At 68.0% G+C, this 24,973-nt stretch carries 30 protein-coding genes; 9 read left to right on the plus strand and 21 right to left on the minus strand.

The genetic code is table 11. From position 1 onward, the window contains the following. Nucleotides 1–245 precede the first annotated feature (245 nt). The gene (locus ACYVIO_RS35700; RefSeq protein WP_460655384.1) at nt 246–1,058 is read left to right on the plus strand and encodes a helix-turn-helix transcriptional regulator; all 813 of its coding nucleotides are present in this window, start codon (nt 246–248) and stop codon (nt 1,056–1,058) included. Nucleotides 1,059–1,113: 55 nt separating this feature from the next. Here ACYVIO_RS35700 and ACYVIO_RS35705 read toward each other — a convergent pair whose 3' ends face one another. Then, entirely contained in the window at nt 1,114–1,857 is a 744-nt protein-coding gene (locus ACYVIO_RS35705; RefSeq protein WP_460655385.1) for an SDR family NAD(P)-dependent oxidoreductase, read from the minus strand. 317 nt (nt 1,858–2,174) lie between these two features. Next, on the minus strand, nt 2,175–2,741 hold the full coding sequence (locus ACYVIO_RS35710) for a TetR/AcrR family transcriptional regulator (RefSeq protein WP_460655386.1): 567 nt from the start codon (nt 2,739–2,741) through the stop codon (nt 2,175–2,177). A 117-nt stretch (nt 2,742–2,858) separates the two neighbouring features. Between ACYVIO_RS35710 and ACYVIO_RS35715 the strand changes: the two genes are divergently transcribed. Both ACYVIO_RS35715 and ACYVIO_RS35720 read left to right on the plus strand, forming a co-directional pair. Then, nucleotides 2,859–3,791: an SDR family NAD(P)-dependent oxidoreductase gene (locus tag ACYVIO_RS35715; protein WP_460655387.1), complete on the plus strand. Its 933-nt coding sequence runs from the start codon at nt 2,859–2,861 to the stop codon at nt 3,789–3,791. A gap of 18 nt (nt 3,792–3,809) precedes the next feature. Next, complete coding sequence (locus ACYVIO_RS35720; protein WP_460655388.1) at nt 3,810–4,013, plus strand: hypothetical protein; 204 nt, start codon at nt 3,810–3,812, stop codon at nt 4,011–4,013. Here the strand turns inward: ACYVIO_RS35720 and ACYVIO_RS35725 are convergent. Together ACYVIO_RS35725 and ACYVIO_RS35730 are read right to left on the minus strand one after the other, a co-directional pair. After that, nucleotides 4,002–4,835 (minus strand): NAD(P)-dependent oxidoreductase, encoded by an 834-nt coding sequence (locus ACYVIO_RS35725; RefSeq protein ID WP_460655473.1) that lies wholly within the window; start codon nt 4,833–4,835, stop codon nt 4,002–4,004. The two genes, ACYVIO_RS35720 and ACYVIO_RS35725, sit on opposite strands and share 12 nt — an antisense overlap. Before the next feature lie 42 nt (nt 4,836–4,877). Continuing rightward, nucleotides 4,878–5,801: an SDR family NAD(P)-dependent oxidoreductase gene (locus ACYVIO_RS35730; RefSeq protein ID WP_460655389.1), complete on the minus strand. Its 924-nt coding sequence runs from the start codon at nt 5,799–5,801 to the stop codon at nt 4,878–4,880. A 101-nt stretch (nt 5,802–5,902) separates the two neighbouring features. On the opposite strand from ACYVIO_RS35730, the gene ACYVIO_RS35735 reads away from it, so the two are divergent. Then, nucleotides 5,903–6,778 (plus strand): helix-turn-helix transcriptional regulator, encoded by an 876-nt coding sequence (locus tag ACYVIO_RS35735; protein WP_460655390.1) that lies wholly within the window; start codon nt 5,903–5,905, stop codon nt 6,776–6,778. Between the two features lie 71 nt (nt 6,779–6,849). On the opposite strand, the gene ACYVIO_RS35740 is transcribed toward ACYVIO_RS35735, so the two are convergent. After that, on the minus strand, nt 6,850–7,710 hold the full coding sequence (locus ACYVIO_RS35740; protein WP_460655391.1) for an alpha/beta fold hydrolase: 861 nt from the start codon (nt 7,708–7,710) through the stop codon (nt 6,850–6,852). Nucleotides 7,711–7,869: 159 nt separating this feature from the next. Then, nucleotides 7,870–8,364, minus strand: a complete 495-nt coding sequence (locus ACYVIO_RS35745) for a MarR family winged helix-turn-helix transcriptional regulator (RefSeq protein WP_460655392.1) — start codon at nt 8,362–8,364, stop codon at nt 7,870–7,872. A gap of 82 nt (nt 8,365–8,446) precedes the next feature. On the opposite strand from ACYVIO_RS35745, the gene ACYVIO_RS35750 reads away from it, so the two are divergent. After that, nucleotides 8,447–8,680, plus strand: a complete 234-nt coding sequence (locus tag ACYVIO_RS35750; RefSeq protein WP_460655393.1) for a hexameric tyrosine-coordinated heme protein — start codon at nt 8,447–8,449, stop codon at nt 8,678–8,680. Nucleotides 8,681–8,835: 155 nt separating this feature from the next. On the opposite strand, the gene ACYVIO_RS35755 is transcribed toward ACYVIO_RS35750, so the two are convergent. Genes ACYVIO_RS35755 through ACYVIO_RS35805 form a run of 11 tightly spaced genes read right to left on the minus strand, consistent with a single transcriptional unit; the run spans nt 8,836 to nt 18,496 of the window. Then, the gene (locus ACYVIO_RS35755; RefSeq protein ID WP_460655394.1) at nt 8,836–9,189 is read right to left on the minus strand and encodes a nitrile hydratase accessory protein; all 354 of its coding nucleotides are present in this window, start codon (nt 9,187–9,189) and stop codon (nt 8,836–8,838) included. After that, complete coding sequence (gene nthA, locus ACYVIO_RS35760) at nt 9,186–9,773, minus strand: nitrile hydratase subunit alpha (RefSeq protein WP_460655395.1); 588 nt, start codon at nt 9,771–9,773, stop codon at nt 9,186–9,188. The genes ACYVIO_RS35755 and nthA overlap by 4 nt, the downstream gene beginning before the upstream one ends. Then, nucleotides 9,770–10,432: a nitrile hydratase subunit beta gene (gene nthB, locus ACYVIO_RS35765; protein WP_460655396.1), complete on the minus strand. Its 663-nt coding sequence runs from the start codon at nt 10,430–10,432 to the stop codon at nt 9,770–9,772. The genes nthA and nthB overlap by 4 nt, the downstream gene beginning before the upstream one ends. A 1-nt stretch (nt 10,433) precedes the next feature. Beyond that, the gene (locus ACYVIO_RS35770; RefSeq protein ID WP_460655397.1) at nt 10,434–11,891 is read right to left on the minus strand and encodes an amidase family protein; all 1,458 of its coding nucleotides are present in this window, start codon (nt 11,889–11,891) and stop codon (nt 10,434–10,436) included. Nucleotides 11,892–11,902: 11 nt separating this feature from the next. Further along, the gene (locus ACYVIO_RS35775) at nt 11,903–12,898 is read right to left on the minus strand and encodes an LLM class flavin-dependent oxidoreductase (protein ID WP_460655398.1); all 996 of its coding nucleotides are present in this window, start codon (nt 12,896–12,898) and stop codon (nt 11,903–11,905) included. A 1-nt stretch (nt 12,899) separates the two neighbouring features. Then, nucleotides 12,900–13,115 (minus strand): hypothetical protein, encoded by a 216-nt coding sequence (locus ACYVIO_RS35780; protein WP_460655399.1) that lies wholly within the window; start codon nt 13,113–13,115, stop codon nt 12,900–12,902. Further along, nucleotides 13,112–13,930: an enoyl-CoA hydratase/isomerase family protein gene (locus ACYVIO_RS35785; RefSeq protein WP_460655400.1), complete on the minus strand. Its 819-nt coding sequence runs from the start codon at nt 13,928–13,930 to the stop codon at nt 13,112–13,114. The genes ACYVIO_RS35780 and ACYVIO_RS35785 overlap by 4 nt, the downstream gene beginning before the upstream one ends. 1 nt (nt 13,931) lies before the next feature. Further along, nucleotides 13,932–14,741: a crotonase/enoyl-CoA hydratase family protein gene (locus tag ACYVIO_RS35790; RefSeq protein WP_460655401.1), complete on the minus strand. Its 810-nt coding sequence runs from the start codon at nt 14,739–14,741 to the stop codon at nt 13,932–13,934. Beyond that, complete coding sequence (locus ACYVIO_RS35795; RefSeq protein ID WP_460655402.1) at nt 14,738–16,336, minus strand: long-chain-fatty-acid--CoA ligase; 1,599 nt, start codon at nt 16,334–16,336, stop codon at nt 14,738–14,740. Before ACYVIO_RS35795 ends, ACYVIO_RS35790 begins: the two co-directional genes overlap by 4 nt. Then, nucleotides 16,333–17,145, minus strand: a complete 813-nt coding sequence (locus ACYVIO_RS35800) for an enoyl-CoA hydratase (protein ID WP_460655403.1) — start codon at nt 17,143–17,145, stop codon at nt 16,333–16,335. Before ACYVIO_RS35800 ends, ACYVIO_RS35795 begins: the two co-directional genes overlap by 4 nt. Nucleotides 17,146–17,158: 13 nt before the next feature. Beyond that, the gene (locus ACYVIO_RS35805) at nt 17,159–18,496 is read right to left on the minus strand and encodes an MFS transporter (RefSeq protein WP_460655404.1); all 1,338 of its coding nucleotides are present in this window, start codon (nt 18,494–18,496) and stop codon (nt 17,159–17,161) included. A gap of 272 nt (nt 18,497–18,768) precedes the next feature. Here ACYVIO_RS35805 and ACYVIO_RS35810 point away from each other — a divergent pair, with 272 nt between their 5' ends. Then, nucleotides 18,769–19,410, plus strand: coding sequence for a TetR/AcrR family transcriptional regulator (locus tag ACYVIO_RS35810; RefSeq protein WP_460655405.1), 642 nt, complete (start codon nt 18,769–18,771; stop codon nt 19,408–19,410). Between the two features lie 37 nt (nt 19,411–19,447). Beyond that, nucleotides 19,448–20,164 (plus strand): type 1 glutamine amidotransferase domain-containing protein, encoded by a 717-nt coding sequence (locus ACYVIO_RS35815; RefSeq protein ID WP_460655406.1) that lies wholly within the window; start codon nt 19,448–19,450, stop codon nt 20,162–20,164. 330 nt (nt 20,165–20,494) lie between these two features. Here ACYVIO_RS35815 and ACYVIO_RS35820 read toward each other — a convergent pair whose 3' ends face one another. Then, a complete protein-coding gene (locus ACYVIO_RS35820) occupies nt 20,495–20,662 on the minus strand; it encodes a hypothetical protein (protein WP_460655407.1) in 168 nt (55 codons plus the stop codon). Nucleotides 20,663–20,922: 260 nt separating this feature from the next. On the opposite strand from ACYVIO_RS35820, the gene ACYVIO_RS35825 reads away from it, so the two are divergent. Together ACYVIO_RS35825 and ACYVIO_RS35830 are read left to right on the plus strand one after the other, a co-directional pair. After that, nucleotides 20,923–21,153, plus strand: a complete 231-nt coding sequence (locus tag ACYVIO_RS35825; protein ID WP_460655408.1) for an alpha/beta fold hydrolase — start codon at nt 20,923–20,925, stop codon at nt 21,151–21,153. 97 nt (nt 21,154–21,250) lie between these two features. Then, complete coding sequence (locus tag ACYVIO_RS35830; protein ID WP_460655409.1) at nt 21,251–21,679, plus strand: alpha/beta fold hydrolase; 429 nt, start codon at nt 21,251–21,253, stop codon at nt 21,677–21,679. Nucleotides 21,680–21,709: 30 nt separating this feature from the next. On the opposite strand, the gene ACYVIO_RS35835 is transcribed toward ACYVIO_RS35830, so the two are convergent. The 3 genes from ACYVIO_RS35835 to ACYVIO_RS35845 all read right to left on the minus strand — a co-directional run bounded on the left by ACYVIO_RS35835 (nt 21,710) and on the right by ACYVIO_RS35845 (nt 24,954). Continuing rightward, entirely contained in the window at nt 21,710–23,311 is a 1,602-nt protein-coding gene (locus ACYVIO_RS35835) for an ABC transporter permease (RefSeq protein WP_460655410.1), read from the minus strand. Then, a complete protein-coding gene (locus ACYVIO_RS35840) occupies nt 23,308–24,216 on the minus strand; it encodes an ABC transporter ATP-binding protein (protein ID WP_460655411.1) in 909 nt (302 codons plus the stop codon). Before ACYVIO_RS35840 ends, ACYVIO_RS35835 begins: the two co-directional genes overlap by 4 nt. Nucleotides 24,217–24,282: 66 nt before the next feature. After that, a complete protein-coding gene (locus ACYVIO_RS35845; protein ID WP_460655412.1) occupies nt 24,283–24,954 on the minus strand; it encodes a TetR family transcriptional regulator in 672 nt (223 codons plus the stop codon). Nucleotides 24,955–24,973: the final 19 nt, after the last annotated feature.

The raw sequence follows: 24,973 nt of genomic DNA on the forward strand, positions 1-24,973 counted from the left end.
CCGGAATCGCCAAGGCTCCAAGGGCTGCAAGATGCGCCGCCTTGCGGCGGCAGGCAGATCTTGCCCATACATTTGCGCGACGAGGGTGAGCTGGGTGATCACCGCGAGCAGCTCCGCACGCGTCCGCAGCCGGCCAAGGAATTGCCGAAGTTGCGGCGAGATCTGGAGCTGTGTCATCGGTGTCTACGGGTCGGCAATGGTCGCCTCGGCAGTCGTCAGGTCACCGCGGCCGATAGAATCACCAAGTGACCAACGAGTTGGGTGAGTTCCTCCGCGTCATGCGGTCGCAGGTCGAGCCGGCGGACGTCGGGTTGCCGGTGCACGGCCCACGACGAGTGGCCGGTCTTCGCCGCGAGGAGCTGGCGGTACTCGCCGGTGTGAGTACTGATTACTACATCCGCCTGGAACAGGGCCGGGAGCGCAATCCCTCGGGCCGGGTGGTCGACGCGATCGCCCGGTCACTCAAGCTTTCCGAGGACGCCCGCCTGCACGCGTATCGCCTGGCCGGCTTGTTGCCGACGCCAACGGAAGGCCCGGGCGACCAGGTCGATGCCGCACTCCTGCAGCTGATGGACGCATTCCCGACAGCCGTTGCCTACATCATCAACCGCCGCCTCGAGGTCCTGGCCGGCAACGACCTGGCAGAGGCGCTGCTCGCCTCCCTGGTCGACCGCCGCAACATGCTGCACACGCTGTTCCACGACCCGGCCGCCCGCGAGCTGTTCGCCGACTGGCCGAAGGTCGCCCGCGACTCGGTCGAGGCACTCCGCCTTGCCAGCGCCGAAGACGTCGCTGTCCGCGCCCTCGCCGACGATCTACTTGCCTCCAGCAAGGACTTCGCGCAGCTCTGGAACGAGCACGGCGTCAGCAGCCTCGGCAGCAAATCCAAGACTTTCAATCACCCAGAGCTGGGCCGGATCACGCTGAACTACCAGACCTTCGACGTCCAGCACGCGCCCGGCCAGTACCTCCTGGTCGGTACGGCGGCCGCTGGCAGCCAGGACGCCGACTCACTCGCCCTTCTGGGATCGCTCCACGCCGGGAAGCGCCGCATGTAGAAGGTCCTCCTGGGGATCTCCACCGCGTGCCAACTGTCCTCACCGGCTGGGAGCGTCAGATGATGTAGCCGCCGGAGATCTCGATCGACTGGGCATTGACCCAGCGGGTCTCCGCTGACAGCAGGCTCGCGACGACCTCGCCGACCTCCTCCGGTTCGCCGACCCGACCGAGCGCGGTCTGCCCAGCCAGTAACGCCTCGAACTCGTCGTTGATCCCACCAGCCAGCTCGGTGCGGATGGGGCCAGGGGCGACCGAGTTGGCCCGGATCCGGCGGTCGCCGAACTCCTTGGCCATGTACCGGGTGAGCACTTCCAGCCCACCCTTGAAACTCGCGTACGGCGCGACGCCCGCCGTCGCGACGCGGCTTGTTGTGCTGCCGAGGTTCACGATCTGACCGCCGTCCGCCATCAACGGCAACAGGGCCTGGGTCAGGAAGAACGGCCCCTTCAGGTGCACGTTGTACAGCCCGTCGAACTGCTCCTCGGTGACGGTGGCGATCGGGTTGAACAGGCCGTAGCCGGCGTTGTTCACCAGCGAGTCGAAGTCGTCGCGGTCCCAGGTCGCGCGCAACGCCGTACGGACTTCGTCGACGAAGGCCGGGAACGACGAACTGTCCCCGACGTCGAGCTTCAGCGCGACGGCCTGCCCGCCGTCCTTGACGATCCGCTCGACCACGTCGTCCGCGGCTGCGGGGCTGCTGTTGTAGGTGAGGATGACGCCCATACCGCGGGCCGCACAGGCGACCGCGGTCGCGGCGCCGATGCCGCGACTGCCGCCGGTGATGATCACGATGCTCATGGTTACTTGCCTCTCAGGTTTCGTTGACCTGAGTCAACGTCACCCTGAGCTACCGCAGAAGGGTCTGCTACTCCTGGGTGCGCCACACCCAGTTTGAGCACAGATCGGAAAGATCGTCTTGGCAACGCAGCGAGTACCCACTCGGCTATGTCCTTCCACAACGACTGGTACCAGCCGTGCGTCGTCGATTCCGAGCTGCCGGACCAGCTGGAAGATGTCTGAACACCGCGGCAGCGTCGTCCTTGGAGCGTAGAGACTTCGAGGCACAGTCCGAACCTCCACGCAGACAAACTGGCCACCATTGGCCACCACAGATCTCAGGCGCGGGGTCGCAGTCCATCCAGTAGCAGGTCGAGCATCCGGCCGGCCTGCCCGCTCTCTGCCGCGGCGCCGGCAGCCATGGCAATGCCGCTCAACGTCATCAGTACGTCGTCGACGTTCACTCCGGCTCGAGTGGCGCCGGCCTCAGTCGTCGCGCCGATCAGAATCTCCAGCGCCGCATCGAGCCGTTCACGACTGCGGGCGTAGGGATTCGTCCCGGCCGAGATGACGGCGCGCATCGCTTCGCCCATCCCGATCTTTGTCGTCATGTAGTCGACGAAACGATCCATCCAGGCACGCAGCGCCTCCTCGGCGGGCAGAGCTGCGACAAGCTCAGGCGCCGCGTCACAGACCGCGTCCAGCTCACTTTGGTACGCCGCCTCGATCAACGCCTCGCGGGTCGGAAAGTGCCGGTAGACGGTGCCGACGCCGACTCCTGCGTCCTTCGCGATATCGATGAAGGTGGCCTCGGACCCACGCTCGACGAGCAGCCGTGAGGCCGAGGCGAGCAGCCGCTCGCGATTGCGGCGCGCGTCAGCACGCGGAGCACGCTCAGGGGGCACAGCTCTTCCTTCCCACCAGCACCGTCGTTGCGAAGCGGAATAGATTCCGGTTACGGTGGCGTTAAACCGGAAGAGATTCCACTTCCACTGTAACCCCACCAGAAGGACCCTCGACTGATGAGCACCGAGCGCTTCACGACACCCTTCAGCCGCACGACGACCGACGACGAAGTACTGGACGGGCTCGACCTGACCGGCAAGCGCATCATCGTCACCGGCGGCGGCTCCGGCATTGGCGCCGAGGCCGCCCGCGCCCTGGCCGCGAAGGGCGCAGAGATCACGATCGCCGTGCGCGACGTCGCCGCTGGAGAGCGCGCGGCCGAAGAGATCCGCGCCAAAGCCCAGGCGGGCAGCATTCAGGTCGCGAAGCTCGACCTGCTCGACCGCGATTCCATCCACGCCTTCAGCGACGGCTGGACGGGATCGCTCGACGTCCTGATCAACAACGCCGGCGTGATGGCTCTGCCCGAGATCCACCGCACCCCCGAAGGCTGGGAGCTTCAGTTCGCCACCAACCACCTCGGGCACTTCGCGCTCGCGCTCAGCTTGCACAGCGCGCTCGCCGCCGCCGGCAACGCAAGGATCGTCTCAGTCAGCTCGAACGCGCATCGGGTCTCCCCGATCGTGTTCGACGACATCATGTTCGAGCACCGGCAGTACGAGGAGTGGTCCGCCTACGGGCAGTCGAAGACCGCCAACGTCCTCTTCGCCGTTGAAGCCGGCCGTCGCTGGGCTTCCGACGGCATCACCGCGAACGCCTTGATGCCTGGCGGGATCCGCACCGCGCTGCAGCGCCACCAAACCAGCGCGGCCGCCCAGGAGATCTTCGACAACTACGACTGGAAGACCCCCGAGCAAGGCGCCTCCACCAGCGTGCTTCTGGCCGCCTCTCCTCTTCTGGAAGGCGTCACCGGCCGGTACTTCGAGGACAACAACGAGGCCGAACTCACCGACGAGATCGAAGGCGAGTCCGGCGTGCGCCCCCATGCGCTCGATGCCAAAGACGCCGAGCGGCTCTGGGACGTGTCTCTCGAGCTCATCGCGCGCTAGCAGGAAGGCTCCGAACCCATGGAGATCAGTGGCAAGGTGGCGCTCGTCTCCGATGCCGACGCCGTGCGGGCGGCCGTCCCGCAGACCGTCGAGCAGTTCGGCAGCCTGCACCCCAACATCAACACCGCGGGATTCATCGCCGACGCCCCGGTTGTCCGCAACGGCGCGGCTACTCCCCTGGCCGAATTCGACCGGCTCGTCACCACCAACCTAATGAGGTGATCCGGCCAGCTTCGCGTCGGCGATCAGTCGGGCGACTCGCGGCAGACCGTCGGCACCGGCCAGGCCCAGGGTCAGGATCTCACTCGGGTCGCCGCCGGCGTCTCGTACGACATCGGCGAAGTGCTGCATGTCCTTGCTCATCAGGTGGTGAACATGGTCCGCCAGCTCCGGCGTCAGGTCGTACCCGAGGCCATGGAGAGCGGCGCTTCCACCGCTGCTGGTACCGACAACCTCGATCAACGCGGGAAGGTCGAGCCCTGCCCGCGCGGCGAGCGTGAGCACATCCTCGGCGTTCTTCATGTTGGTAATGGTCAGCGCGTTGTTGAACAGCTTCGTGAGCTGTCCGGCGCCCACCGGCCCCATCCGGCGGGTGGTGTTGCTGAACGTCTCGAAGACCGGCAGCGCGCGCTCGACCACTTCAGGGGAACCTCCCACGAAGGTGGTCAACGTCCGAGCACGAGCACCCGGACTGCCGCCGCTGACCGGCGCGTCCAGATAGACAGCGCCGACCTCCTCAACATGTGCGGCGATCCGTTCGGCCTCACCGGGATCACCGGTACCGTGATTGACGACAATCGTGCCCGCAGCGAGATTCGCCAGGAGTCCCTGGTCGTCCAGCACACTCCAGATGTCGGCGTCGTCGCGCAAGCAGAGCGCGACCAGGTCGACCGCTCCCGCCAAATCCGCCAAGGTCTCGTCGACGACGTGCGGCACGCTCTCGACTGCCGCGAGCGATGCCGGCCGCCGGACCCACACGTGGAGCTCGAATCCTGACTCACCGATGGCCTCTGCCATCGGTCCGCCCTGGTCACCAAGGCCGATGAACCCGACCTCTTGATCTTCTCCATCATCCGTCCCTTCGACTCAGCGCACGATGCGGGACGCGAGGTCCCACAGCCGCGTAGCGTTGACAGGATCCAAGGCATAGGCCGCGACGCCCGGCTGGCCGAGCTCCGCCGGGCGTGAGGTCACGACTGGCGCCTCATTGACATCCTCGAAGTAGCGACCGCCGATGTTCTCGACCAGCGGGGAGGCTGCAAGGAACACCGAGGTGGCCGCGCCCTGCTCGATCGTCTTGCGGTACGGCTCGGGAGTACGCAGGCCACCCGTGTGACGCTGCAGGTTCGTGGCGATCGCCCCGGGATGCAGAGCATTCGCCCGGATCCCCTCCCCCACCCACCGACGGTCCGCCTCGACCGCGAGGAGGATCTCAGCGGTCTTGGACTGCCCGTAGGCGGCGAGCGCGTCGTACGGCCGGAAGCGGAAGTCGAGGTCGTCGAAGACCACCGGAGAGAACAGGTGACCTCCCGACGCCACCGAGACGACCCGAGCACGCCCGGCCGCTGTCAGCGCATCGTGCAAGCCCAGCGTCAGGGCGAAGTGCCCGAGATAGTTGGTGGCGAACTGTTGCTCATGGCCACCGATTCCCCGCGAGAGCTCGGGCGGCATCATGATGCCGGCGTTGTTGATGAGGATGTGCAACGGCCCGCGCCACCCGGCGGTGAACGCGTTCACCGAGTCAAGGTTGGCAACGTCGACCTCTGCCACGTGAATCGCGTCGTTCCCGGTCGACTTCCTCAGGTCGTCGGCCACCTCCTGGCCGACCTCCGGCCGGCGTACGGCGAGGGTGACCTCCGCGCCCGCGGCGGCGAGCGCCCGAGCCGTCTCGACACCGATCCCGGAATTGGCCCCGGTGATCACGGCACGTCGGCCTGTCAGGTCGACACCTTCGACAACCTCGGACGCCGTCGAGTTCCGGTCGAAGGGACTGCTGAAAAGTTCGGTCATGCCATCAGTCTGTGGCGGCGACCAGGAGTGGCCCAGGGTGCGCTGAGACTGGGAGCGTCAGGGCTACCCAGGTCGTCGCGGTCGGTGCCTACCCTGGGGACATGGCATCGACCGATGATCTGGGCACCCTCGCGAACTACCTGCGCGCTCGCAGAGAGCTCGTGCAGCCGGGCGCCGTAGGGATCCCCGATCTGGGAAACCGGCGCGTCCCTGGCCTCCGGCGCGAGGAGGTGGCCTTCCTGGCCGGGGTCAGCTCGGACTACTACGTACGGCTCGAGCAGGGCCGCGACCGTCATCCCTCCGAACAGGTTCTCCTCAGCATCGCCAACGCACTCCAGCTCGACGACGAGGCAACCGCCTACCTGGTTCAGGTCGGAACGCCGGACAGCCGCCGGCGCAACCGGCCCCGGCGCCCGGAGACCGTTGCCGACGGCATCCGCACGTTGATCGACAGCTGGCCACTCACACCCGCCTACATCCACGGCAGGTACATGGACGTGCTCGCGGCCAATCGTCTCGCGGTCGCGCTCTCGCCGGTCAATACGCCGGGCCGGAACAGCATGATCGCCGCCTTCCTTGATCCTGAACTCCGCGAGCTGCACACCGACTGGGACGCGATGACCGCCCGGATCGTCCCCTACCTGCGGTCCGTCGCCGGCGCCGACGTCGACGACCCCCGGCTGGTGGAGATCGTGGGCGAGCTCTCGCTGCGCAGCGAACGCTTCCGCAAGCTGTGGGCCCGCCAGGATGTCAAGCACAAGTCCAGCGGAACAAGCATCTTTCAGCACCCCCAGGTCGGCCCTCTCGAACTGGGCTACGAGAAGTTCCTCGTCCCTGGAGCCGGCGGACAGACTCTCGTCACCTACCACGCCCTCCCCGGAAGCGACAGCGAAGAGCGCCTGCGTCTGCTCACGACCCTCGACTCACCGGCCCAACCGTCTCGCGACCCTGCCCACACCCGCATCGAACACCGGTGATCCCCCAGCATCCTTGCCACCGAGAGCTTCCGACACATTCAGGCGCACCGCCGGTAGCGGAGGAGAGGGTGTCAGCTCAGCTTCAGAACCTCGTCGACGAGCACTTCCGGATACTCCAGCGGCGCGAAGTGCCCGACGCCGTCCACGAACCGCAGCGTCACGTCACTGAAGAACTCGTCCACCCGGTCCGACCACTCCCGCGGAAACAACGGGTCGAACTCGGGCCACACAACAGCAGTCCGTACGCCGATCCGCCGCGCAGCCTCCGGCACGACCTCGGCGACTGACGCCGCGACCGCCCCCGCACCTGCCCGGTACCAGTTGATCGACGCCGTGAACGCACCCGGCACCGAGTACTTCTCAACCAGCCCATCCAGCTCAGGCTCGAACCCCGGCCCGGACCAGTGCGTCCAGAAGTGCCGCAGATAGTCCCGTACGGCGTCCGCCTTGCCGTCGATCAGCTCCTCGACGACCGGCAGCTTGTGGAACGGCTGGTACCAGAACTCCGCCTGCGCCGGCTCCCCGAACACCCGTGTCCCGATGCCCGGCAACGGCGGCGCGATCACCAGCCCGCCGACCGCGTCCGGACGCGTCTTGGCGATCGCCTGCGCGATCCGGCTCCCGATGTCGTACCCGACCAGCACCGGCCGCTCCAGGCCGAGCTCGTCGATCAGCCCGAGCACACTCCGCCCCTGCGCGGACGCGTCGTACTGGCCGTCGACGACGTGCTTGTCCGAGTCACCGAACCCGCGCAGATCCGGCACCACGACCTGCCGCCCGGCCTCGACGAGCATCGGCGCCAGCAGCCGGTAGTCCGACCGATCCCCCGGCCACCCGTGCAGCAGCACGACGGGAGGCCCCTCCCCCGCCCGGCCGTACGCCAACCGAAACCCGTCCACCTCAGCACTCGTCAGCATGCCTACCTGTCCCACAGCCTTCTCCTGACTGGTCGAGATCCAGCGAGGGCCCATTTGGGCTTCCACCGCACCTTGCTCATCGAGGAGTTAGCAATATAGGTCTCTGACTTCAGTTGAGTAAAGCCAGCAAATTCGACCAGCCCGGCCATGCCAGGAGGTCCGGGGCCGCGAACGTTAGGCCGACCCTCCAAGTTGGGCCGCCTGGGCCGTCACTGTCGCAGTCAGCCGATGAAGGTTCTCGCGCAGTTCCCTGAACTGCTCGTCGTCGAGTCCCGTCGCCGACTCCACGGCGACACGAACCGGCGTGACTCGCTTCTCCATCTGCGCCCCGCGAGCAGTGAGATGAATGCGGACGACCCGTTCGTCCTCGGCACTGCGCTCACGACGCACCAACTCCAGGCGTTCCAAGCGCTGCAGCAAGGGCGAGAGCGTGCCCGAGTCGAGACCCACCGCCGCACCGACCTCCGCCACAGTGAGTCCGTCGTGCTCCCACACCGCGAGCATCGCGAGATACTGCGGATACGTCAGGTCCAGCTCCTTCAGGAGCATCCGATACGCGCCCGACACGGCTTTCGACGCCGCGTACAGCGCGAAGCACAGCTGATCGTCGAGCCTCGCGTGCCTCGCTGTTCGATCAGCTGTCGTTGTCACATCGTCCTCGATCGTCATCGCGGCTCAGTTTACCCACCCGGCTTGCGCAATTTGGTTGTGCACAAGTAAGTTGTACACAACCAATACAAGGAGGCCTGCCATGTCAGACTCGTGGCTCCCGACACTGACGACCGAAACCCCCGAGGCGGGGTTCCAGCTCGCCATCAAGATGGCCCGCGTCGGCGTGAAGATGACCCAGCCGTCGGACGAGGTCCGGACTCGACTGCGGCCGGAGTACGCCGAGAACCCCGACAGTTTGATCGCGAGCTCTCAGGTCATCGCGATCAACTTCCAGACCGTTGCCGCCGCCAACGGATACTGGCGGGCGTCGTAGGCTCTGCCCGGCACAGAAATGGCCGTGATGGACCCGGTGCGCGGTCGATGTATCGCCCCCGCGCGGTCGTTCGTGACGAGGCCCGAATGAAGTGATCAGGCCCCGTGCCGGGTGATGTCGTTCCACGGCCGACACGGAGCCCTGTTCTTGATGGGTCAGTGCCCGTGACCGTGCCCAACTTCGCCGTCGCGGTGGTCGTGGCCGTCCGGGCGGTCCGCGAGCAGCAGGGCCCGGGCGGTGACCTCACCGGTGACCGCACCTCCGAGCACGTCCTCGAGCGCACCGAGCCAGTGCTCGTAGTAGCTCCACCCGCACTGCTCGGCGTCCGCCTCCCATGCCGCGATGCGCGCGATCAACGCCGCCTGGAACACAGGCCAGGTCAGTACGCCGTCCTCGTACAGGGCCATCACCAGGCCGAATGCTCTGCTCTCCCAGGGGGCGGCGAAAACCAGCTCCCCGTTCGACCGGGGCGGAGCTCCCGGTCCCTCCACCTCCAACGGCGCGCTCATGGCGCCGCGACCTTGGCCACACCGATCATCGCGTCCCGGCTGACCAACGGCACGAGGTCCTCCTCGGCCCACCCCTCGGTGCCGTCCGGCCGCTCGGGCAGCACGAGCCAGCGCACTTCGCTGCTCGAGTCGCGAACGATGACCTCGACGTCGTCGGCCAGCGACAACCCCATCTCCGCCAGGACCTTCCGCGGTTCTCGCACCACCCGAGCCCGGTACGACGGATCCTTGTACCAGCTCGGCGGCAGCCCGAGCACCGGCCACGGATAGCAGGAACACAGCGTGCAGACCACCACGTTGTGCACGCTCCTCGTGTTCTCGACGACGACGATGTGCTCCCCCTGCGAACCGCTGAACCCCAGTTCCTTGATCGCCGCGGTCCCGTCCTCGAACAGCCGGTCCCGGTAGGCCGGATCGCTCCACGCTTTCGCGACCACCTTGGCGCCGTTCAGCGGCCCGACGTTGGTCTCGTAGTTCGTGATCAGCTTGTCGACCACAGCCGGGTCGATCAGGCCGCGTTCGGTCAACAGCTGTTCCAGCGCCTCGGTGCGCAGCGCCGCGGACGGGGGTTCCGGCGTACTCATGCGGTCTCCAGGTAGTTCTCGAAGAGTTCGATGGTCAGGGCGAACGACTCGGCCTCACTGCCCCACAACTCGTGCGAGTCGAAACGCACCGAGTAGACGTACTGCGGGTTCTCGCCAAGGAAGTGCGCGTGGGTGTCAGGCAGCAACGCCGACGGCTGGACCAGCTCCACGACACCGCGCCGGCCACGGACGTACTGCGGCAGGCGGCTGTGTCCGGGCACGGACCGGTCTTTGGCGCAGACCTCGGCGCCGACGGCGTACAGCGGTGGTGTGTCGAGCGGCCGCAGCGACCCCTCAGCGGTCGGCTTGTAGTCCGGGCGGTTCGGCTCCGGTGTCGGCGGCTCCTCGACCGTCTCGCCGCGCAGGTTCCGCGCGCGGGCCGCGATGGCGCCGGGCGCGAGAATGCCGCTCTCGGTCAGCATCGTCTCGGACGCGTTCAGCCAGCGCCCGAAGTACCCGTCATTCAGGTAGTCGACCGGGTCCAGCCGTTCCAGCGCGTGCCGGAACGCGTCGACGTTCCGGCCCGAGACGCGGATCGACAGCAAGGTCAGCGCGAACGCCCGCCCGTGCCAGATCTGCGGGAACACCTTCTCGTCCGGGTCCGGCGCGGTCACCCGCCCCCAGCCGTCCGCGCCACCGAGGTCGGCGATTCCGTCCATGTCACAGCCCCTTTCGCGCAGCGGCAGCCGGCGGCCCGCTCTCCCGGTCGAGGATCGGCGGCGGGATCGACCCGAGCACCGACTCGACCTGCCGGGCGATGTCGAGCAACCGCTCGTCGTCGTGCGCTCGTCCGTCCAGCTCGATACCGACCGGCAGCCCTTCGGCGGTCAATCCCATCGGCAGACTGATCCCCGGGAGCCCAGCGGTGTTCGCCAGATGCGTGTTCCGGGCGAGGTAGGTGTCGGTCACCGGCTGCCCGGCCACCGAGTAGCTCCACTGGTCCGCGATCCGCGGCGCCGCGCACGCCGTGGTCGGGAACACCAGCGCGTCAGCGACGTCGAACGCCAGTTCGTCCAGCCGCCACCGCAGCTCCGGCCGAGCCGTCTGCACCGCGGCGGCGTACCGCTCGGCCGAGATCGCGTCCGGCGCGCCGTCGACAACCAGCCGGGACCACCGCCCGCGGATGTGCTCGCCCATCGCTGCGTGGACCTGCTCGAAGGACGCCGGTACGCCGTACCGGCGCAGGAACTCTTCGATGGCAGGCCGAGTCTCCCGGAAGAAGATCGGCCACGTCGCCCGATCGGCGACCGCGCCGAACTCCGCCCCGAGATCCACCTCGACGATCTCCGCCCCCGCGTCCTCGAGCCGCCGCACCGCGCGCAGGAAGATCAGCTCGACCTCGGGATCGACCCCGGTCAGGAAGTACGCCGGCGCCACGGCGAGCCGCACTCCCTCGAGATCGCCGACCACCGCGCTGCCACTCGCGGACCCGGCGAGCACCGAGTCCATCAGCACGCAGTCCTCGACGGTCCGGGCCACGACGCCCGTGGCGTCCAAGGCGGACGAGATCGGCGCCGCGCCCACCGACGACCATCGCAGCGGCGTCGGCTTGAACCCGACCACCCCGCACAGCGCGGCCGGCACCCGAATCGACCCGATCGTGTCACCTGCCAGCGCACCCGGCACGATGCCCGCCGCGACCGCGGCCCCGGCTCCGCTCGACGACCCGCCGGTGATCCGCGTGACGTCGTACGGATTGAGCACCTGGCCGTGGTGCGGGTTCTCACCGGTCAGCCCGAACGACATCTCGGCCAGGTTGTTCTTGCCGAAGACAACAGCCCCGGCCTCCCGCAACGCCGCCACCGCGGCAGCGTCGCGACCCGACCGATGATCCCGCAGGATCGCCGTACCGAACGACGTCGGCAGGTCTCGCGTGAGGAAGCTGTCCTTCACCCCCAGTGGCACACCGAGCAGCGGGCGGGCGTCGCCGGCGGCGATCGCCTCGTCCGCGGCCGCGGCGGCGTGCATGACCTGACCGGGATCGATCGTGACGAACGCATTCAGGCCGGTGCACTGCTCGGCTCTGTCCAGCAAGGTGGTCGCGTAGTCGACGGCCGTCAACTCGCCCGAGCGGATCAGCTCCGCGGCTGCGGCGACGCCGAGGATCTCCTCTGACATGGGCATACCTTTCACACGTGCCTGATATGAGGCAGCACGTCGTCACCGATCCGTGCGAAGGAGTTGAGGATCAGCCGATGGTCCCCGACGATGTGCCGGACAAGCACGAACGGAAACCCCAGGTCGTTGTACGCACGGAGTTTCTCGACCACTGTTCGCGCGCTCCCGATCAACGCGGTGTCATCGGCGTCGCCGAACCCGCGGTACCCCGCCTCCAGGATGGGCGCCACCTCGGCCCACGCCTGCTCGTCGGTCGCACCGACATGGATGTCACGGCGTAGCACAGGGTTCGGGACCCGGCCTGCCTCCAGGCATGCCTCGGTGTAGACCTTCAGTTGCTCGGACAACGCCTCGGCCGTCGCGATCGGGCTGGTCTCCCAGCCGTCACCCAACCGACCTGCCCGGACCACAGCCGGCCCCTTCGTCGCTGCCAGCCAGATCGGCGTCGGAACGCTCGGTACGGGGTTGATCCGAACCCCGTGCACCTGGAAGTACTCGCTCTCGTGCGTGACTTCCTCACCGGCGAGCAGCCGCCGGACGATCGTCAGTTGCTCCTCGGTTCTCCGCCCCCGGGTCCTCTTCGCAATCCCGAAGCCGTCGAACTGAACGCTGTCGTCCCCGTTGCCGAGCACCAGGGTCAGCGGCTCCGGGGCGAACGCCGCCAAGGTCCCGATCTGCTCGGCCGCAATCACCGGATGGTGGAAAGGAGCCAGGTACAACAGACCGACAGGCATGTTCCCGGTCACCGCCAGCAGCCTGGCCAAGGTGGGAGTAGGAGCGAAGATGTTCGCGTCGGCGGACGCGTGCCCGTCACCGACCATCAGGAAGTCGAGATCCGCCTGGGCCGCGACGGTAGCGATCTCCAGAAGCTGCTGAGCCTGCAACCGGGTGTCCGGCTCCCCGAGCGGGATGTCGCTGAACTCTCCGCGCGCGACCTTCTCGTGGTACCTGGTCATCGACTCCGCCGACGAAGCGAACTTGAACCGCAACGACGTACCCAGTCTCATGTCAGTTCCCAACCCTCATGTGCTCGCCGCGGGCACCCGCGACAGCGATACCGGAGGAGATCTTGTAGCGCCGGTCGATGGACAGCAGGACCGCGGTCAAGGGTTCGAGCCGGCGGGCCAGCACCCGACCGAGCGGCGCAGGCCGCGCTCTGGCAGAACGGAACCCGAGGCCCATCCCTTGTCTCCCGGTACCTCCGATGATTCCGATCGTCGTCACGATCGCTCCTCAGCTCGATCGAGCGGCACACCGATGCCGGTGAAGACAGGTCGCCGCTTCTCGAGGAATGCATCGACCGCCTCCCTGTGGTCGGCCGAGGTGCCGGTCTCCCGCATCAGCCGGGTCTCGTACACCAGCGCCTTGTGCAACGACTGCGTCGACGAGTAGGCCAGCGCCCGCCGAATGGCGCCGTAGGCAACCGTCGGTCCACGCGCGAACTCCTCGGCCAGCTCCCGCACCCGGATCGCGAGCTCGTCGTCCGGCACGACCTCGCTGACCAGCCCGAGCCGCTCTGCCTCCACGGCCGGAATGGTCCGCGGCCGCAACAGCAGCTCCTTGGCCTTCGCCAGCCCAACCAGTCGCGGCAGCGACCAGGTCGACCCGGAGTCCGCCGACAGCCCGATCCCCGCGAAGGCCAGGTTGAACCCGGCCGACTCCGCCGCGATCCGGTAGTCGCACAGGAACGTCAGCGCCGCACCGGCCCCGGCGGCGACCCCGTTCACCGCGGCGATCACCGGTTTCGGCATCGTCGCGAGCAGCTCCGCGATCGGCGAGTAGTGGTCCCGAACGGTGTCCCAGGTCGCCACCGGATCAGCATCGAGCGAGGACTGCAGCTCGCGCAGGTCCTGCCCGACCGAGAACGCCCGACCGGTCCCGGTCAGTACGACGGCGCGAACCCGTTCGTCGTCGGCGACCGTCCGCAGAGAACTCAAGAGGCTGTTCTTGAGGTCGAGGTCGAGAGCGTTCATCGCCTCCGGCCTGTTCAGCTCCAGGACCGCAACGCCCGCACCCATCACCACGTTCAGCGAACTCATCTCAGTGCCCCTTGAACTCGGCCGGCCGGCGATCGAGGAACGACCGCCGCCCTTCGACGGCGTCCGCGGAGTCCAGCAGCTCGACCAGCTCCGGCACGAGCTTCGCCGCCGCGGCCTCCTCGCCTTCGCGCAGGGCACGCCAGGCGGATCGCAGACTCGTCTGTACGCCGAGCGGCGCCTGCGCCGCGATCGTCTGCGCCAGCTCGACGGCCCGTTCCAGCTGCTTCCCGACCGGTACGACCTCCTGCACCAGCCCGATCCGCAGCGCCTCGGCGGCGTCGAAGACGTCACCGGTCAGGATGTAGCGCATCGCGTTGCCCCACCCGACCTCACGCGGGAACCGGAAGGTCGCGCCACCGAACGGGTAGATCCCCCGGCTCACCTCCATCTGCGAGAACCGGGCGTCCTCCGAGGCCACCCGGACGTCGGTCGCCAGTGCGGCCTCGATCCCCAGCGTCAGGCACCAGCCCTGGATCGCGGACACCACCGGCTTGGTCCGGTGCGAGCCGTGCAGCCCACGCCAGTCGACGCCGCCGTCGGGGATCCCGCCGCCGCCGCTCTTCAGCGCGTCGCTGACCTGCCCGAGGTCGAGCCCGCCGGTGAAGTGGTCGCCGTGCGCGAACAGTACGCCGCAGCGGACCTCGGGGTCGCGCTCCAGCTCGCCGTACGCGAAGGCCAGTTGCTCGCGCAGATCGAGGTCGAACGCGTTGCGCTTGGGGACCCGGTTCAGGCCGATCAGCAGCAGGTGTCCCAGCCGGTGCCGGGTCACGCTGCGCTGGTCGTCGGTGAAGTCGAGCTCGTCGAGTTTCATCGTGCGTCCGATCGGTCGGAGCCGGCCGGGGCCGACAGGAGAAGGCGGTCGATCTTGCCGACCGGTGTGCGCGGCAGCCCGGTCCGGAGCTCGACCAGTCGCGGCACCTTGAAGCGGGCCAGGTGTTCGTTGCAGTGGGCCACGATCTCGTCGACGGTCAGCTCCACGCCGGGGCGCAGGACGACGTACGCCTTGATCGTCTCGCCGCGGTAGTCGTCCGGTACGCCGACCACCGCGACCTCGGTGACGCCCGGGATCCGGCCGATCACCTGCTCGACCTCGGCCGGGTAGACGTTCAGGCCGCTGGCGATGATCACGTCCTTGAGCCGCCCGACGACGTAGACGTAGCCGTCGGCGTCGATCCGGGCCAGGTCGCCGGTCAGCAGCCAGCCGTCGCGGATCGTCTCCGCGGTCAGGTCGGGACGGCCCCAGTAGCCCTGCATCACCTGCGGTCCGGCGATCGCCAGCTCACCGACCTCGCCCGTGGGCAGCGGATCGAGCGACTGATGGGTGCTCTCGACAACTTTCACGTCGGTGAACGGCAACGGGATGCCCGCGCTGCCGAGCCGGCGCTCGAGGTAGAGCGGGTTCGCGTGCGTCGTCGGCGACGCCTCGCTGATCCCGAACCCGTCGACGATCCGCGCCCCGGTCCGGGACTCGAACTCGGCGACCTGGGCCGCGGGCAGTCCGGCGCCGGCGCTGTTGAACACGGCCACCCGGTCCAGCCGGTACTCGGCCAGGTCGGGTCGCCGCAGGAACCCGGCGTACATGGTCGGTACGCCGGAGAACGCGAACGGCTCCTCGTCCCGGATCGTCTCCAGCACCTGCTGCGCGTCGAAGCGGGACAGGATCAACTGGTTCATCCCGGTCCGGACCGCCATCAACGTCACACAGGTCAGCCCATAGACGTGACTCATCGGCAGGACGTTCACCACCGTGGCCCCCGCCGGCACGTCCACCGTGTCGAAGGTCAGCCGGAGCCGCTGCTCGATGTTGGCCAGGATGTTGCGGTGCGTCAGGCTCACGCCCTTCGGTACGCCGGTCGTCCCGCCCGTGTACTGGATCACCGCGACCTCCGCCGCCGCCACCCGCACCTCGGACACCTCGCCCAGCAGCGCCAGGTCCAGCGCGTTCTCGGCCACCACCGGATCGGAATCGACCAGGAGCATCAGCCGCGACGAAGCGACCTCACCCAGCCGCTCGGCGATCTCCGGCGTCGTCACCAGCACGTCGGCGCCGGAGTCGAGCAGGATCTGCTCGGCCTCGCCGCGGACGTATCGCGGGTTGATCTGCACGACGGTGCCGCCGGCCGTCCAGGTCGCGAACAGCGCGACCACGTACTCCGGGCAGTTCGCCAGCATGATCCCCACCCGATCCCCCGGCCGGAGGCCGCCGGCCACCAGTCGCGTCGCGAGATGAGCGACCAGCCGGCCGACCTCCACGAACGACCGGCGCCGGCCCTCGTACGTGATCGCGGTCGCGGTCGGCCTACGGGCGATCGTGTCAGCCAGAAGGTCGGGCAACGAGCGCCCGTCCACCCCGAGATCGGCCAGCGCCTGGGGTGGATACAGCCGCTCCCAGGGACGCGACGTCATCGCGAGCCCACCGACTCGCCCGACTTGTGCCGGTCGATCGACTTGGCCACACCAGCCGCCTTGACCGCGTTCGCCTCGTCGCTGAAGTGGCTCAGCTGGTGGGAGTCGAAGTGCGCCTTCAGCGCGGCCGAGCGGCCCATGATGTCGAAGGTCCGGTTCAGCGACTTCTTCAGCACCTTCATCGTGAACGGCGGTGCCTGCGCGATCCGGTTCGCCAGCGTCAGCACCTCGTCGTCGAGCTGCTCCTTGGTCACCACGCGGTTGGCCATCCCGGCCGCCAGCGCGTCGGCCGCGGTCAGCCGCTGACCGGTGAACAGCATCTCCTTGGCCTTGCGCTCCCCCAGCACCCACGGGTGCACGAGCACCTCGACCGCCGCGACGGCCATCGTGTGCATCACCGGGTCGGCGAAGAACGCGTCGTCGGAGGCGACCAGCAGGTCGCACATGTTCGCCACCATGAACCCGCCCGCGATGCACGCACCCTCGACCTGCGCGATGGTCGGCTTCTTCGCGTTCAGGATGTTCATGCAGTAGTCGAAGTAGTACTGCTCCTCGTACTCCCAGCGCTCCTCGACGCAGAACCCGGCCCGCAGCGCCTGGCCCTCCTTGAGATCGTGCCCGGCGGAGAAGTGCCCCCCTTTGCCGGCCAGCACGATCACGCGTACCTCGTCGTCGGCGTCGGCGGCCAGGACCGCGGTGTTGAGCTCCTCCAGCAACTGGGTGCTCTCGGCGTTGCGCAGCTCGGGCCGGTTGTGCCAGATCCGGGCAACCGGGCCGATCCGCTCGGAGATGATCTTCTCGTACGACATGGTGGTGGTCCTCTTAGTGGTTGGGTCGACTGACAACAGCGTTCGGTACGGCGGCCGGTGCAAGGTCCGGGACCGCCGTCAGGACGTGCCGGTGCGTCTCCCGTAGGGCCAGGATGCATCCGACGGAGAGAAGGCAGAAGGCGGCGATCGTGCAGGAGATCGCCAAGGTTCCGGTGCCGCCACCAGTGCTCTGCTGGATCCGGGCGAACAGCACGGGCGTGAACCCCGCGCCGAGACTCGCCAACTGGTAACCCAGCGAAGCGCCGGTGTAACGGTTCCCCGTACTGAAAAGCTCGGTGTAGAGCGCGGCCATCGGGCCGTAGATCATCGGCTGGATCACCGCGTTGCCGAGGATGAGGGCCAGGATCAACAATCCGCTGTTGCCGGCGTTGATCAGCGGGAACAGTACGAACCCATAAACGGCCATCGCGAGGGCGCCCGCCACAACTACCGGCCGACGACCGATCCGGTCCGACAGCGCCGACCATGCGGGGATACCGATGATCGCGCAGCTCGCGGAGATGGTGAGGGCGGCCAGCACCTCCTGCCGGGTGTGACCGACGCGCACGCCGTACGCCAGCGAGAAGATCGTCAAGGTGGCCTGGGAAACGAACGCCGCCAGCCCGACCCCGATGCCGAGCAGCAGGATCCGCGGGTGGTCGCGAAGCACCTCCAGCACGGGAATCCGGCGCTTGGTCTGAGCGACCGCCTTGAAGGCCGGCGTCTCGTCGACCTTCAGCCGGACGAACAGCCCGACCGCGAGCAGCGCCAGACTGAGCAGGAACGGGATCCGCCAGCCCCACGCCAGGAAGTTCTCGTCGCCGACAACGGCGCTCGTGGCGGTCAGGGCAAGCGTCGACAACACGATCCCGGTCGGTGCGCCCGCGTTGGTGAAACTTGCCCACAGCCCCCTTCGCCGGGTGGCATGTTCGGCCGTCATCAACACCGCGCCGCCCCACTCACCGCCCACAGAGATGCCTTGCACCACCCTCAGCACCACCAGTCCGACCGGAGCGAGGTTGCCGATCTGGCCGAAGGTCGGCAGCAGACCGATCAGGAAGCTCGAGACGCCCATCAGCGTCATGCTCACCAGGAGCATTCGCTTGCGGCCGAGCAGGTCACCGAAGTGGCCGAAGATCACGCCACCCAGTGGGCGAGCCAGGTAGCCGGTCGCCAGCGTGCCGAAGCTGGCGATCGTGGCGACCAGCGGGTCCAGCGAGGTGAAGAAGACTTTGTTGAACACGATCGCGGAGGCGGTGGCGTAGAGCATGAAGTCGTAGAACTCGATGGTGCTACCGAGGTAGCTCGAGAGCACGGCCCTGCGGAGCTGAACCCGTTGCTGGGTGCGCATGTGACTCCTCCTTCGGTTGGCGGTGCAACTGATGCAGAGCTGATCCGCGGCCAGCCTGCGGGGGACGGAGTCGTGCTCCGGACGAGACATTAACTATCGATGTTCGTTAATGACCTTGGCACGAGTATGCAGATCGCCTCCCTGGTTGTGAAGAGGCTGATTCGATATTTCTGAACACTGGTAGTTTTTGCCTCATCGCTGCTACCTTGTGGCATCGCTCGACCTGGGGATCGGAGACGCCATTGACTACGCAAAGCGAGCCCGTGCGTCGCGTGGGACGTCCCCCGCGACTGAGCCGGCAGCAGCTGGTGGACGCGGTCATCCTCCTGGTCGACCAGGAGGGCCTGGAGGCCGTCTCGATGCGGCGACTGGCGACCGAGCTGAAGGTGAAGTCGCCGTCGATCTACAACTACGTGAAGACCAAGGACGAACTGCTCGACCTGGCCGCGGACTCGATCGTCGCGTCCGTCGACGCGTCGTCGTTCGAGACCGAGCCCTGGCTGGTCGCGCTCGAGCGCTGGGCCCGCAGCTACTACGAGGCGATCCTCGAGCACCCGAACATGGTCCCCTGGCTGGCCAGGGGCGTACAGCGCGGCGAGCAGTCGATGCAGAACGTCGACAAGGTCCTCGGCGGCCTGACCCGGGCCGGCTGGTCACCGAAGTACGTGACACTGATCGGCGCCTCCACCCGCGCGATGATCTACGGCTCCACCATGGGCTCGTTCGCCGGCGGCTTCCCCGACGACCCCGGCGCCTACCCCCGCTCACTGCAACACATCACCAACGCCCACGAACTGCGCGCCCGCCGCCGCGCGATCGACCGCGAGGCCTTCGAACTGGCCCTGCGCTTCCTCCTGGACGGCGTGCAGAAACTGCACGCCGAGGTCACCGCCGAGCGTGCCCGCAGTCGCTGACTATGCCTTTGCATAGTCATCGGGTTACCGTGACACCATGACTTCAGTGCTACTGGTCGTCTCGGCCTCGTCCGTGTGGACGTTGCGCGACGGAACCAAGGAATCCACCGGCTTCTGGGCCGGCGAACTCATCCACCCCCACCAGGTCTTTCGCGAGGCCGGGTACGACATCGTCGTCGCCACTCCCGGCGGCCGCGCACCCACCGTCCAGGACACCAGCCTGCGGGCCGACCTGAACGGCACCGACCAGGCCGCAATGGACGCCCAGGTCGCCTACCTGACCTCGATCGACGCCGAACTCTCCGCGCCGGCGGTGCTCGAGGACCTCGACCCGGCCGGTTTCGACGTGGTCTTCGTCGTCGGCGGCCACGCCCCGATCGAGGACCTCGCCGATCACGCCGGCCTCGGCCGGATCGTCGCCACCACCGTGGCTGATCCGGGCAAGGTCGTCGCCGCGGTGTGCCACGGCCCGTGCGGCTTCCTCCCGGCCCGCGCCGCCGACGGCTCCTGGCCGTTCGAGGGTCGGCGGCTAACCGCTTTCACCGACGAGGAAGAGGGCGCCTTCGGGTACGCCGACAAGGTCCCGTGGTCCCTCGAGGCCGCACTGAAGGAGGCCGGCGCCACCTTCGACGGTGGACCGGCGTTCGCGCCGCAAGTGGTTGTCGACGGCAACATCGTTACCGGCCAGAACCCGGCCTCCGCCCAGGCAACAGCCGAGGCCGTCGTGCGGCTGGCGCACAACGTTTCGGCCTGACCGGGCAAGAGGCCGGCCCACCGACGATTGGCCGGCCTCGCCCAGTCCACCTACCGAAGCGTTCACCTGCGGCGAACGATGCACTCGATAGGGCAATGTGTCGGCAGGCTCTGCCTTGATCTCGTCGATCGACACACGAACGAGATCATGAGCGGTTGGAACGAAACGGGCGACGCGATGGTCTGGGTCATTCGGTCCCGCGCACCTCGGGCACACAGGTCGGCGCGGAGGCGGAGGATAAGAGCGAGGAGCAGATGGCCGCGGCTCGCCAACGCACCGACGAGGCGGAGACGACGATGTAGAGGCTGCCAGCGGACGCTTGGAGCTGGCTCAGCGTCCCAGCAGCCTGGCCAGCCAGCCGCCGCCCTGACGCTCCGCCTTCGGGTGACCGGGGCACCAGTCGTCGGGCGGGACCATCGCCTTCACCTGGGCGACATGCTGGCCGCAGCCGGCCCAGGTGGTTTTGGCGCAGGTCTTGCAGGTGACTGGGCGGCACACGGTGGCCCCTTTCGCGCCGGTACAAACCGAAGGCGACACGATTTCTCGTGTCGCCTTGTCTGTTGCTGTGTCCGAGGGGGACACGCACCTTAACCACACGCCTGCGGCTCAGCGCCTGAGCACAGACGGGACTACCCCTCGGACGGCTAGGGGCGGACCAGAGCAGCGACAGCAATACGTATCCAGGTCCGACCCCGTCGACGGGCGTAATCTGACGTAGCGCAGTACGCCGACTGGGGTGAGCGCGCCACTCGCTGGTAGTGGACCTGCCCGGTACGATCGCCGGCCACACCGCGCTGCCGAATCGGCGTGCGGCGGGCATCGAATCCAGCGGGCTGTTCCTGTGCGATTTCGCTGACGCACTCGAGCTGCAGCGGGTCGTGGTCCACGGCTGGTCAGCGGGCGGCGCGATCGCCTTGCTCTTCGCCGACCAGGCGCTCAACGGATCGCCGGAGTCGTGTTCGTGGCGCCGACACGTCCTCCCCCGCTGAGTCACAGCGAGGCGCGCCGGTGGCGAACGATCGGCCGAGCAGCGTTGGCCGTCCTCACCCCGGTCGCCCTCGTGCTGGTTACCTTTCAGGGCAGCGCATGATCACCGCGCAACTGCGGGTACTGGACGACCCAGCCTCGATTGCGGGCAGCAGATGGAACACGGGCGGCGACCTGACCAGAATGTCGCCGGAACTCGCCAGCCTCCTGCGAGAGGAGATGTCCGCCGTCGAGCCAAAGCTCTTGGGAAGCGCGGTCACGGCGTACGCCTCCCTGATGTCGTTGATGTTCGTCCGACGGCGGCCCGTGCTCGGCGCGATGCGCCGGGTCGCGGCGCCGACTCTCCTGGTCAGCGGCGACGACGATCGCCTCAGTCCGCGCGCATCGATCGATGACTGGACGGCCCTGCGGCCCGACTGGAACCGGGCGGTTCTGCGCGGCGTGGGTCACGCGCCGCCGATCGACGTCCCCGCCGAATACGCTCAGACGGTGATCGACTGGTGCGGTTCACAGGTTCAGAACCAATAGAGCTCGCCCTAGCGAAACCATTGGATCGGCTCATGGTGCATCGAGATCACGCCGTTGGAAGAGTGTGTGGCCGAGGAAGGCCAGACCCGCCGCGATCACGGTGAGGATGATCAGCGGAGTGGCTTCCAGGCCGGCGAGCGGCATCACGGTGAGGTGGCTGAACGGCGAGAGGTCCACGACCAGTGACGGCAGGTCGAGCAGTGCGCCGAACATGCCGAAGAAGAACGCGTAGCCGACGAGCAGCCAGGCCCACACCGTCAGGCCAGGCCGGAGGCCGAACAGGGCTGCGGCCAGCCCGACGACCACCAGCACGGGGGGCAGGAAGGCAAGCGTCGCGAGCAGTACCTCGCCGACGACGGCCGGGCCGGCCGCTCCGCTGACCGCACCCAGGCCGACGCCGAAACCGCTGACCAGGAGGAGAATGATCGAGGCGAGGATCGTGAAGCCGATCCAGGCCGAGATCCACCGGCGGCGGCTCACCGCGGTCGCGAGCACTGCTTCGGTGTGCCCGGTCCGTTCCTCGGACCGCAGCCGGAGCACCGAGGTGACGGCGAAGGCCGCGATCATCAGCGCGAAGAACAGCGCCATCGTGGAGTAGAAGCCGTCCGTCGGGTCGAGTCCGTTGCGGGCGAACATCTCCCCCATCGTCGGGTTCTCCGCCACCGCGTCGGTCACCGAGTCGCTCAACGAGCCGGTGGCCACCGCGAACACGAACAAGCCGACGGCCCAGCCGATCACCGAAGCACGTTGCTGCCGTACGGCGAGCCCGAACGGCGTCGACAACGACGCCGCAGCCTCGGCCCGGCCGAGTCGAGCAGGGATCAGCCCGGCGCCGACGTCACGCCGTACCGCCAACGCGCGAGCGAGGACCACTGCCGCCACCAGGACACCAAGAGACAGCAGCAGCGGCCACCAGCGCAGGTCGACGAACGGACGGCTCTGCTGGATCCAGGCGAGCGGCGAGAACCACGAAACGATGCTGCCGCTCGGCTGGGCCGCGTCGCCGACGGCCCGGACCAGGAAGGCGGCACCGAGCACCGCCATCGCGAGGCTGGACGCCGACCTGGCGTGTTCGGTGAGCTGCGCGGTCACGGTCGCGACACCAGCGAAAGCCAGTCCGGTCAGGCCAAGACCGATGCCCACGGCAAACGAATCGGTCGCGTCCAGCCCACCACTGATCATCGCCAGAGCGGTCAGTACGGCGACGCCCGCGTTGGCCAGCAACGCGACGATCAGCGCCGACACCGGCGCGGCGTACCGGCCGACCACCGCCGACCGGATCAGCTCGGCCCGGCCGGTCTCCTCCTCGGCCCGGGTGTGCCGGACGACCAGGAAGATGCTCATCATCGCGGCCGGGACCGCAAGCCACAGGACCATCTCGTTGGTGACCATCGCGCCAAGCGTGTAGTCGTCCAGCCCGTAGCCAGGTCCGGACATCATCGTTGCCGCCGGCGACTTCATCAGCTCGGCCCGGACCTGACGCTCCGCCGGAGTGGCATATACGGTCGGCAGCGCGGAAACGGCGTACAGCATGCCCAGGCCGATAGCACCGATCCAGATCGGCAGCTTCACCCGGTCCCTGCGCAGCGCGAACCGAACGAGGTCGACGGTCGCGGTCAGACTCGACGTCATACCGACACCTCCTCGGCCGGCAACTGATCGCCGTACTGACGAAGGAACAGCTGCTCCAGCGACGGCGGCACACTGTTCAGACTCTGTACGCCGAGAGCGCCGAGCGCCTGCACCGTCCCGGCCATCCGGTCGTGGTCGACGTCGAAGGTGACCACGTCGCCGTCGATCCGCAGGTCGTGCACGCCCGGCAGCGCGGCCAACGGCTCAGCCGCTCGAGTGATGGTGGCCGTAATCGTCGTGCGGGTGAGATGCCTGAGCTCGGCCAGCGTGCCGGTCTGCACGGCGCGGCCGGCCCGGATGATCGTCACCGTGTCGCAAAGCTTCTCCACCTCCGCGAGGATGTGGCTCGACAGCAGCACCGATCGCCCGGCCGTCTTCGCCTCGGCGATGCAGTCCTGGAACACGGTCTCCATCAGCGGGTCGAGCCCGGATGTCGGCTCGTCCAGGACGAGCAGCTCCACGTCGGTCGCCAGCGCCGCCACGAGCGCGACCTTCTGCCGATTGCCCTTGCTGTAGGTGCGGCCCTTCTTCGTCGGGTCCAGCTCGAAGCGCTCGAGCAGCTCCGCCTTGCGGGCGCGATCGGCTCCACCGCGCAGCCGGCAGAGCAGGTCGATCGCCTCACCGCCGGTCAGGTTCGGCCACAGGCTCACGTCGCCGGGAACGTAGGCCAGCCGTCGGTGCAGCTCGACGGCGTCGTCCCACGGGTGCCGGCCGAGCACCTCGACCGTGCCGCCGTCCGCGCGCAACAGGCCGAGCACGACCCGGATGGTGGTCGACTTGCCGGCACCGTTCGGGCCGAGGAAACCGGCCACCTGGCCGATCGGGACGGTCAGGTCGAGCCCGTCGAGGGCCTTCACCTGACCGAAGGACTTGTGCAGTTGCCGGATGTTCAGGGCAGCGGTCATCGCTGAACCTCAATCTGGTGATCACGTCTGATGTCGTCAGGGCGTCCCGGCCGGGACGCGTGTCCGCTACTGAGCCGCAGGCCCGTTCGGCGGGTCGGGGACGTACATCAGGTACTCGTCCAGCATCGTCCGGTCGACGAACAGCCCCTCGGTGAACAGCTCGAGCGCCGGCAGCGTGATCTGGTCGGAGATCTCCCGCAACGCCGACCGGAAGTCGTCGACCGAGACCGTCTCGGGGCGCAGTGAGATCCACAGCATCAGCGACCCCATGCCCTGGTAGGTCAAGTACTTCGCCCGCCCGGCCGGATCCCGGCTCGGTCGGACCCTGCCCGCCGCCACGCCGGCGGCGAGGTACTCCTCGGCGTCACGGACCATCTGGTCGACGAACGTCGTCGCCAGCGCGCCACCGGCCTGCAGACTCCGTACGGCGTACAGCGCGAACGGCCCGTACTGCTCGACCTCAGCCAGCTGCGCGAGCATCCCGGTCGCCGTCGAAGCTGTTGCCGCACGCAACTTCTCCGACCGGATCACTCCCAGCACGTGCTCGTCGCAGGCCTGCCGCAGACCGTCCTTGGACCCGAAGTGGTGCACCACCAGCCCCGCCGTCACCCCGGCATCGGCGGCGATCGTCCGTAACGACGCCGAGAAGCCATCCCGGCCGAACCTGGCCACGGCCGCGTCCCTGATCCGCTCGACCGTCGAAACGGGAGCCGATTCCGAGGCTGGCGTTGAACGCATGTTCAACATTAAACACGTA

This window comes from Kribbella endophytica (genome assembly GCF_054781295.1).

What these genes read in the sequence shown, in the direction of transcription:
- ACYVIO_RS35720 (WP_460655388.1), top strand. Translation starts at nt 3,810, where the DNA reads ATGGAGATCAGTGGCAAGGTGGCGCTCGTCTCCGATGCCGACGCCGTG.
- ACYVIO_RS35745 (WP_460655392.1), bottom strand. Translation starts at nt 8,364, where the DNA reads ATGACGATCGAGGACGATGTGACAACGACAGCTGATCGAACAGCGAGG.
- ACYVIO_RS35795 (WP_460655402.1), bottom strand. Translation starts at nt 16,336, where the DNA reads ATGACGTCGCGTCCCTGGGAGCGGCTGTATCCACCCCAGGCGCTGGCC.
- ACYVIO_RS35775 (WP_460655398.1), bottom strand. Translation starts at nt 12,898, where the DNA reads ATGAGACTGGGTACGTCGTTGCGGTTCAAGTTCGCTTCGTCGGCGGAG.
- ACYVIO_RS35755 (WP_460655394.1), bottom strand. Translation starts at nt 9,189, where the DNA reads ATGAGCGCGCCGTTGGAGGTGGAGGGACCGGGAGCTCCGCCCCGGTCG.
- ACYVIO_RS35835 (WP_460655410.1), bottom strand. Translation starts at nt 23,311, where the DNA reads ATGACGTCGAGTCTGACCGCGACCGTCGACCTCGTTCGGTTCGCGCTG.
- ACYVIO_RS35735 (WP_460655390.1), top strand. Translation starts at nt 5,903, where the DNA reads ATGGCATCGACCGATGATCTGGGCACCCTCGCGAACTACCTGCGCGCT.
- nthB (WP_460655396.1), bottom strand. Translation starts at nt 10,432, where the DNA reads ATGGACGGAATCGCCGACCTCGGTGGCGCGGACGGCTGGGGGCGGGTG.
- ACYVIO_RS35840 (WP_460655411.1), bottom strand. Translation starts at nt 24,216, where the DNA reads ATGACCGCTGCCCTGAACATCCGGCAACTGCACAAGTCCTTCGGTCAG.
- ACYVIO_RS35730 (WP_460655389.1), bottom strand. Translation starts at nt 5,801, where the DNA reads ATGACCGAACTTTTCAGCAGTCCCTTCGACCGGAACTCGACGGCGTCC.
- ACYVIO_RS35845 (WP_460655412.1), bottom strand. Translation starts at nt 24,954, where the DNA reads ATGCGTTCAACGCCAGCCTCGGAATCGGCTCCCGTTTCGACGGTCGAG.
- ACYVIO_RS35770 (WP_460655397.1), bottom strand. Translation starts at nt 11,891, where the DNA reads ATGTCAGAGGAGATCCTCGGCGTCGCCGCAGCCGCGGAGCTGATCCGC.
- ACYVIO_RS35800 (WP_460655403.1), bottom strand. Translation starts at nt 17,145, where the DNA reads ATGTCGTACGAGAAGATCATCTCCGAGCGGATCGGCCCGGTTGCCCGG.
- ACYVIO_RS35830 (WP_460655409.1), top strand. Translation starts at nt 21,251, where the DNA reads ATGATCACCGCGCAACTGCGGGTACTGGACGACCCAGCCTCGATTGCG.
- ACYVIO_RS35750 (WP_460655393.1), top strand. Translation starts at nt 8,447, where the DNA reads ATGTCAGACTCGTGGCTCCCGACACTGACGACCGAAACCCCCGAGGCG.
- ACYVIO_RS35705 (WP_460655385.1), bottom strand. Translation starts at nt 1,857, where the DNA reads ATGAGCATCGTGATCATCACCGGCGGCAGTCGCGGCATCGGCGCCGCG.
- ACYVIO_RS35790 (WP_460655401.1), bottom strand. Translation starts at nt 14,741, where the DNA reads ATGAAACTCGACGAGCTCGACTTCACCGACGACCAGCGCAGCGTGACC.
- ACYVIO_RS35815 (WP_460655406.1), top strand. Translation starts at nt 19,448, where the DNA reads ATGACTTCAGTGCTACTGGTCGTCTCGGCCTCGTCCGTGTGGACGTTG.
- ACYVIO_RS35715 (WP_460655387.1), top strand. Translation starts at nt 2,859, where the DNA reads ATGAGCACCGAGCGCTTCACGACACCCTTCAGCCGCACGACGACCGAC.
- ACYVIO_RS35805 (WP_460655404.1), bottom strand. Translation starts at nt 18,496, where the DNA reads ATGCGCACCCAGCAACGGGTTCAGCTCCGCAGGGCCGTGCTCTCGAGC.
- ACYVIO_RS35785 (WP_460655400.1), bottom strand. Translation starts at nt 13,930, where the DNA reads ATGAGTTCGCTGAACGTGGTGATGGGTGCGGGCGTTGCGGTCCTGGAG.
- nthA (WP_460655395.1), bottom strand. Translation starts at nt 9,773, where the DNA reads ATGAGTACGCCGGAACCCCCGTCCGCGGCGCTGCGCACCGAGGCGCTG.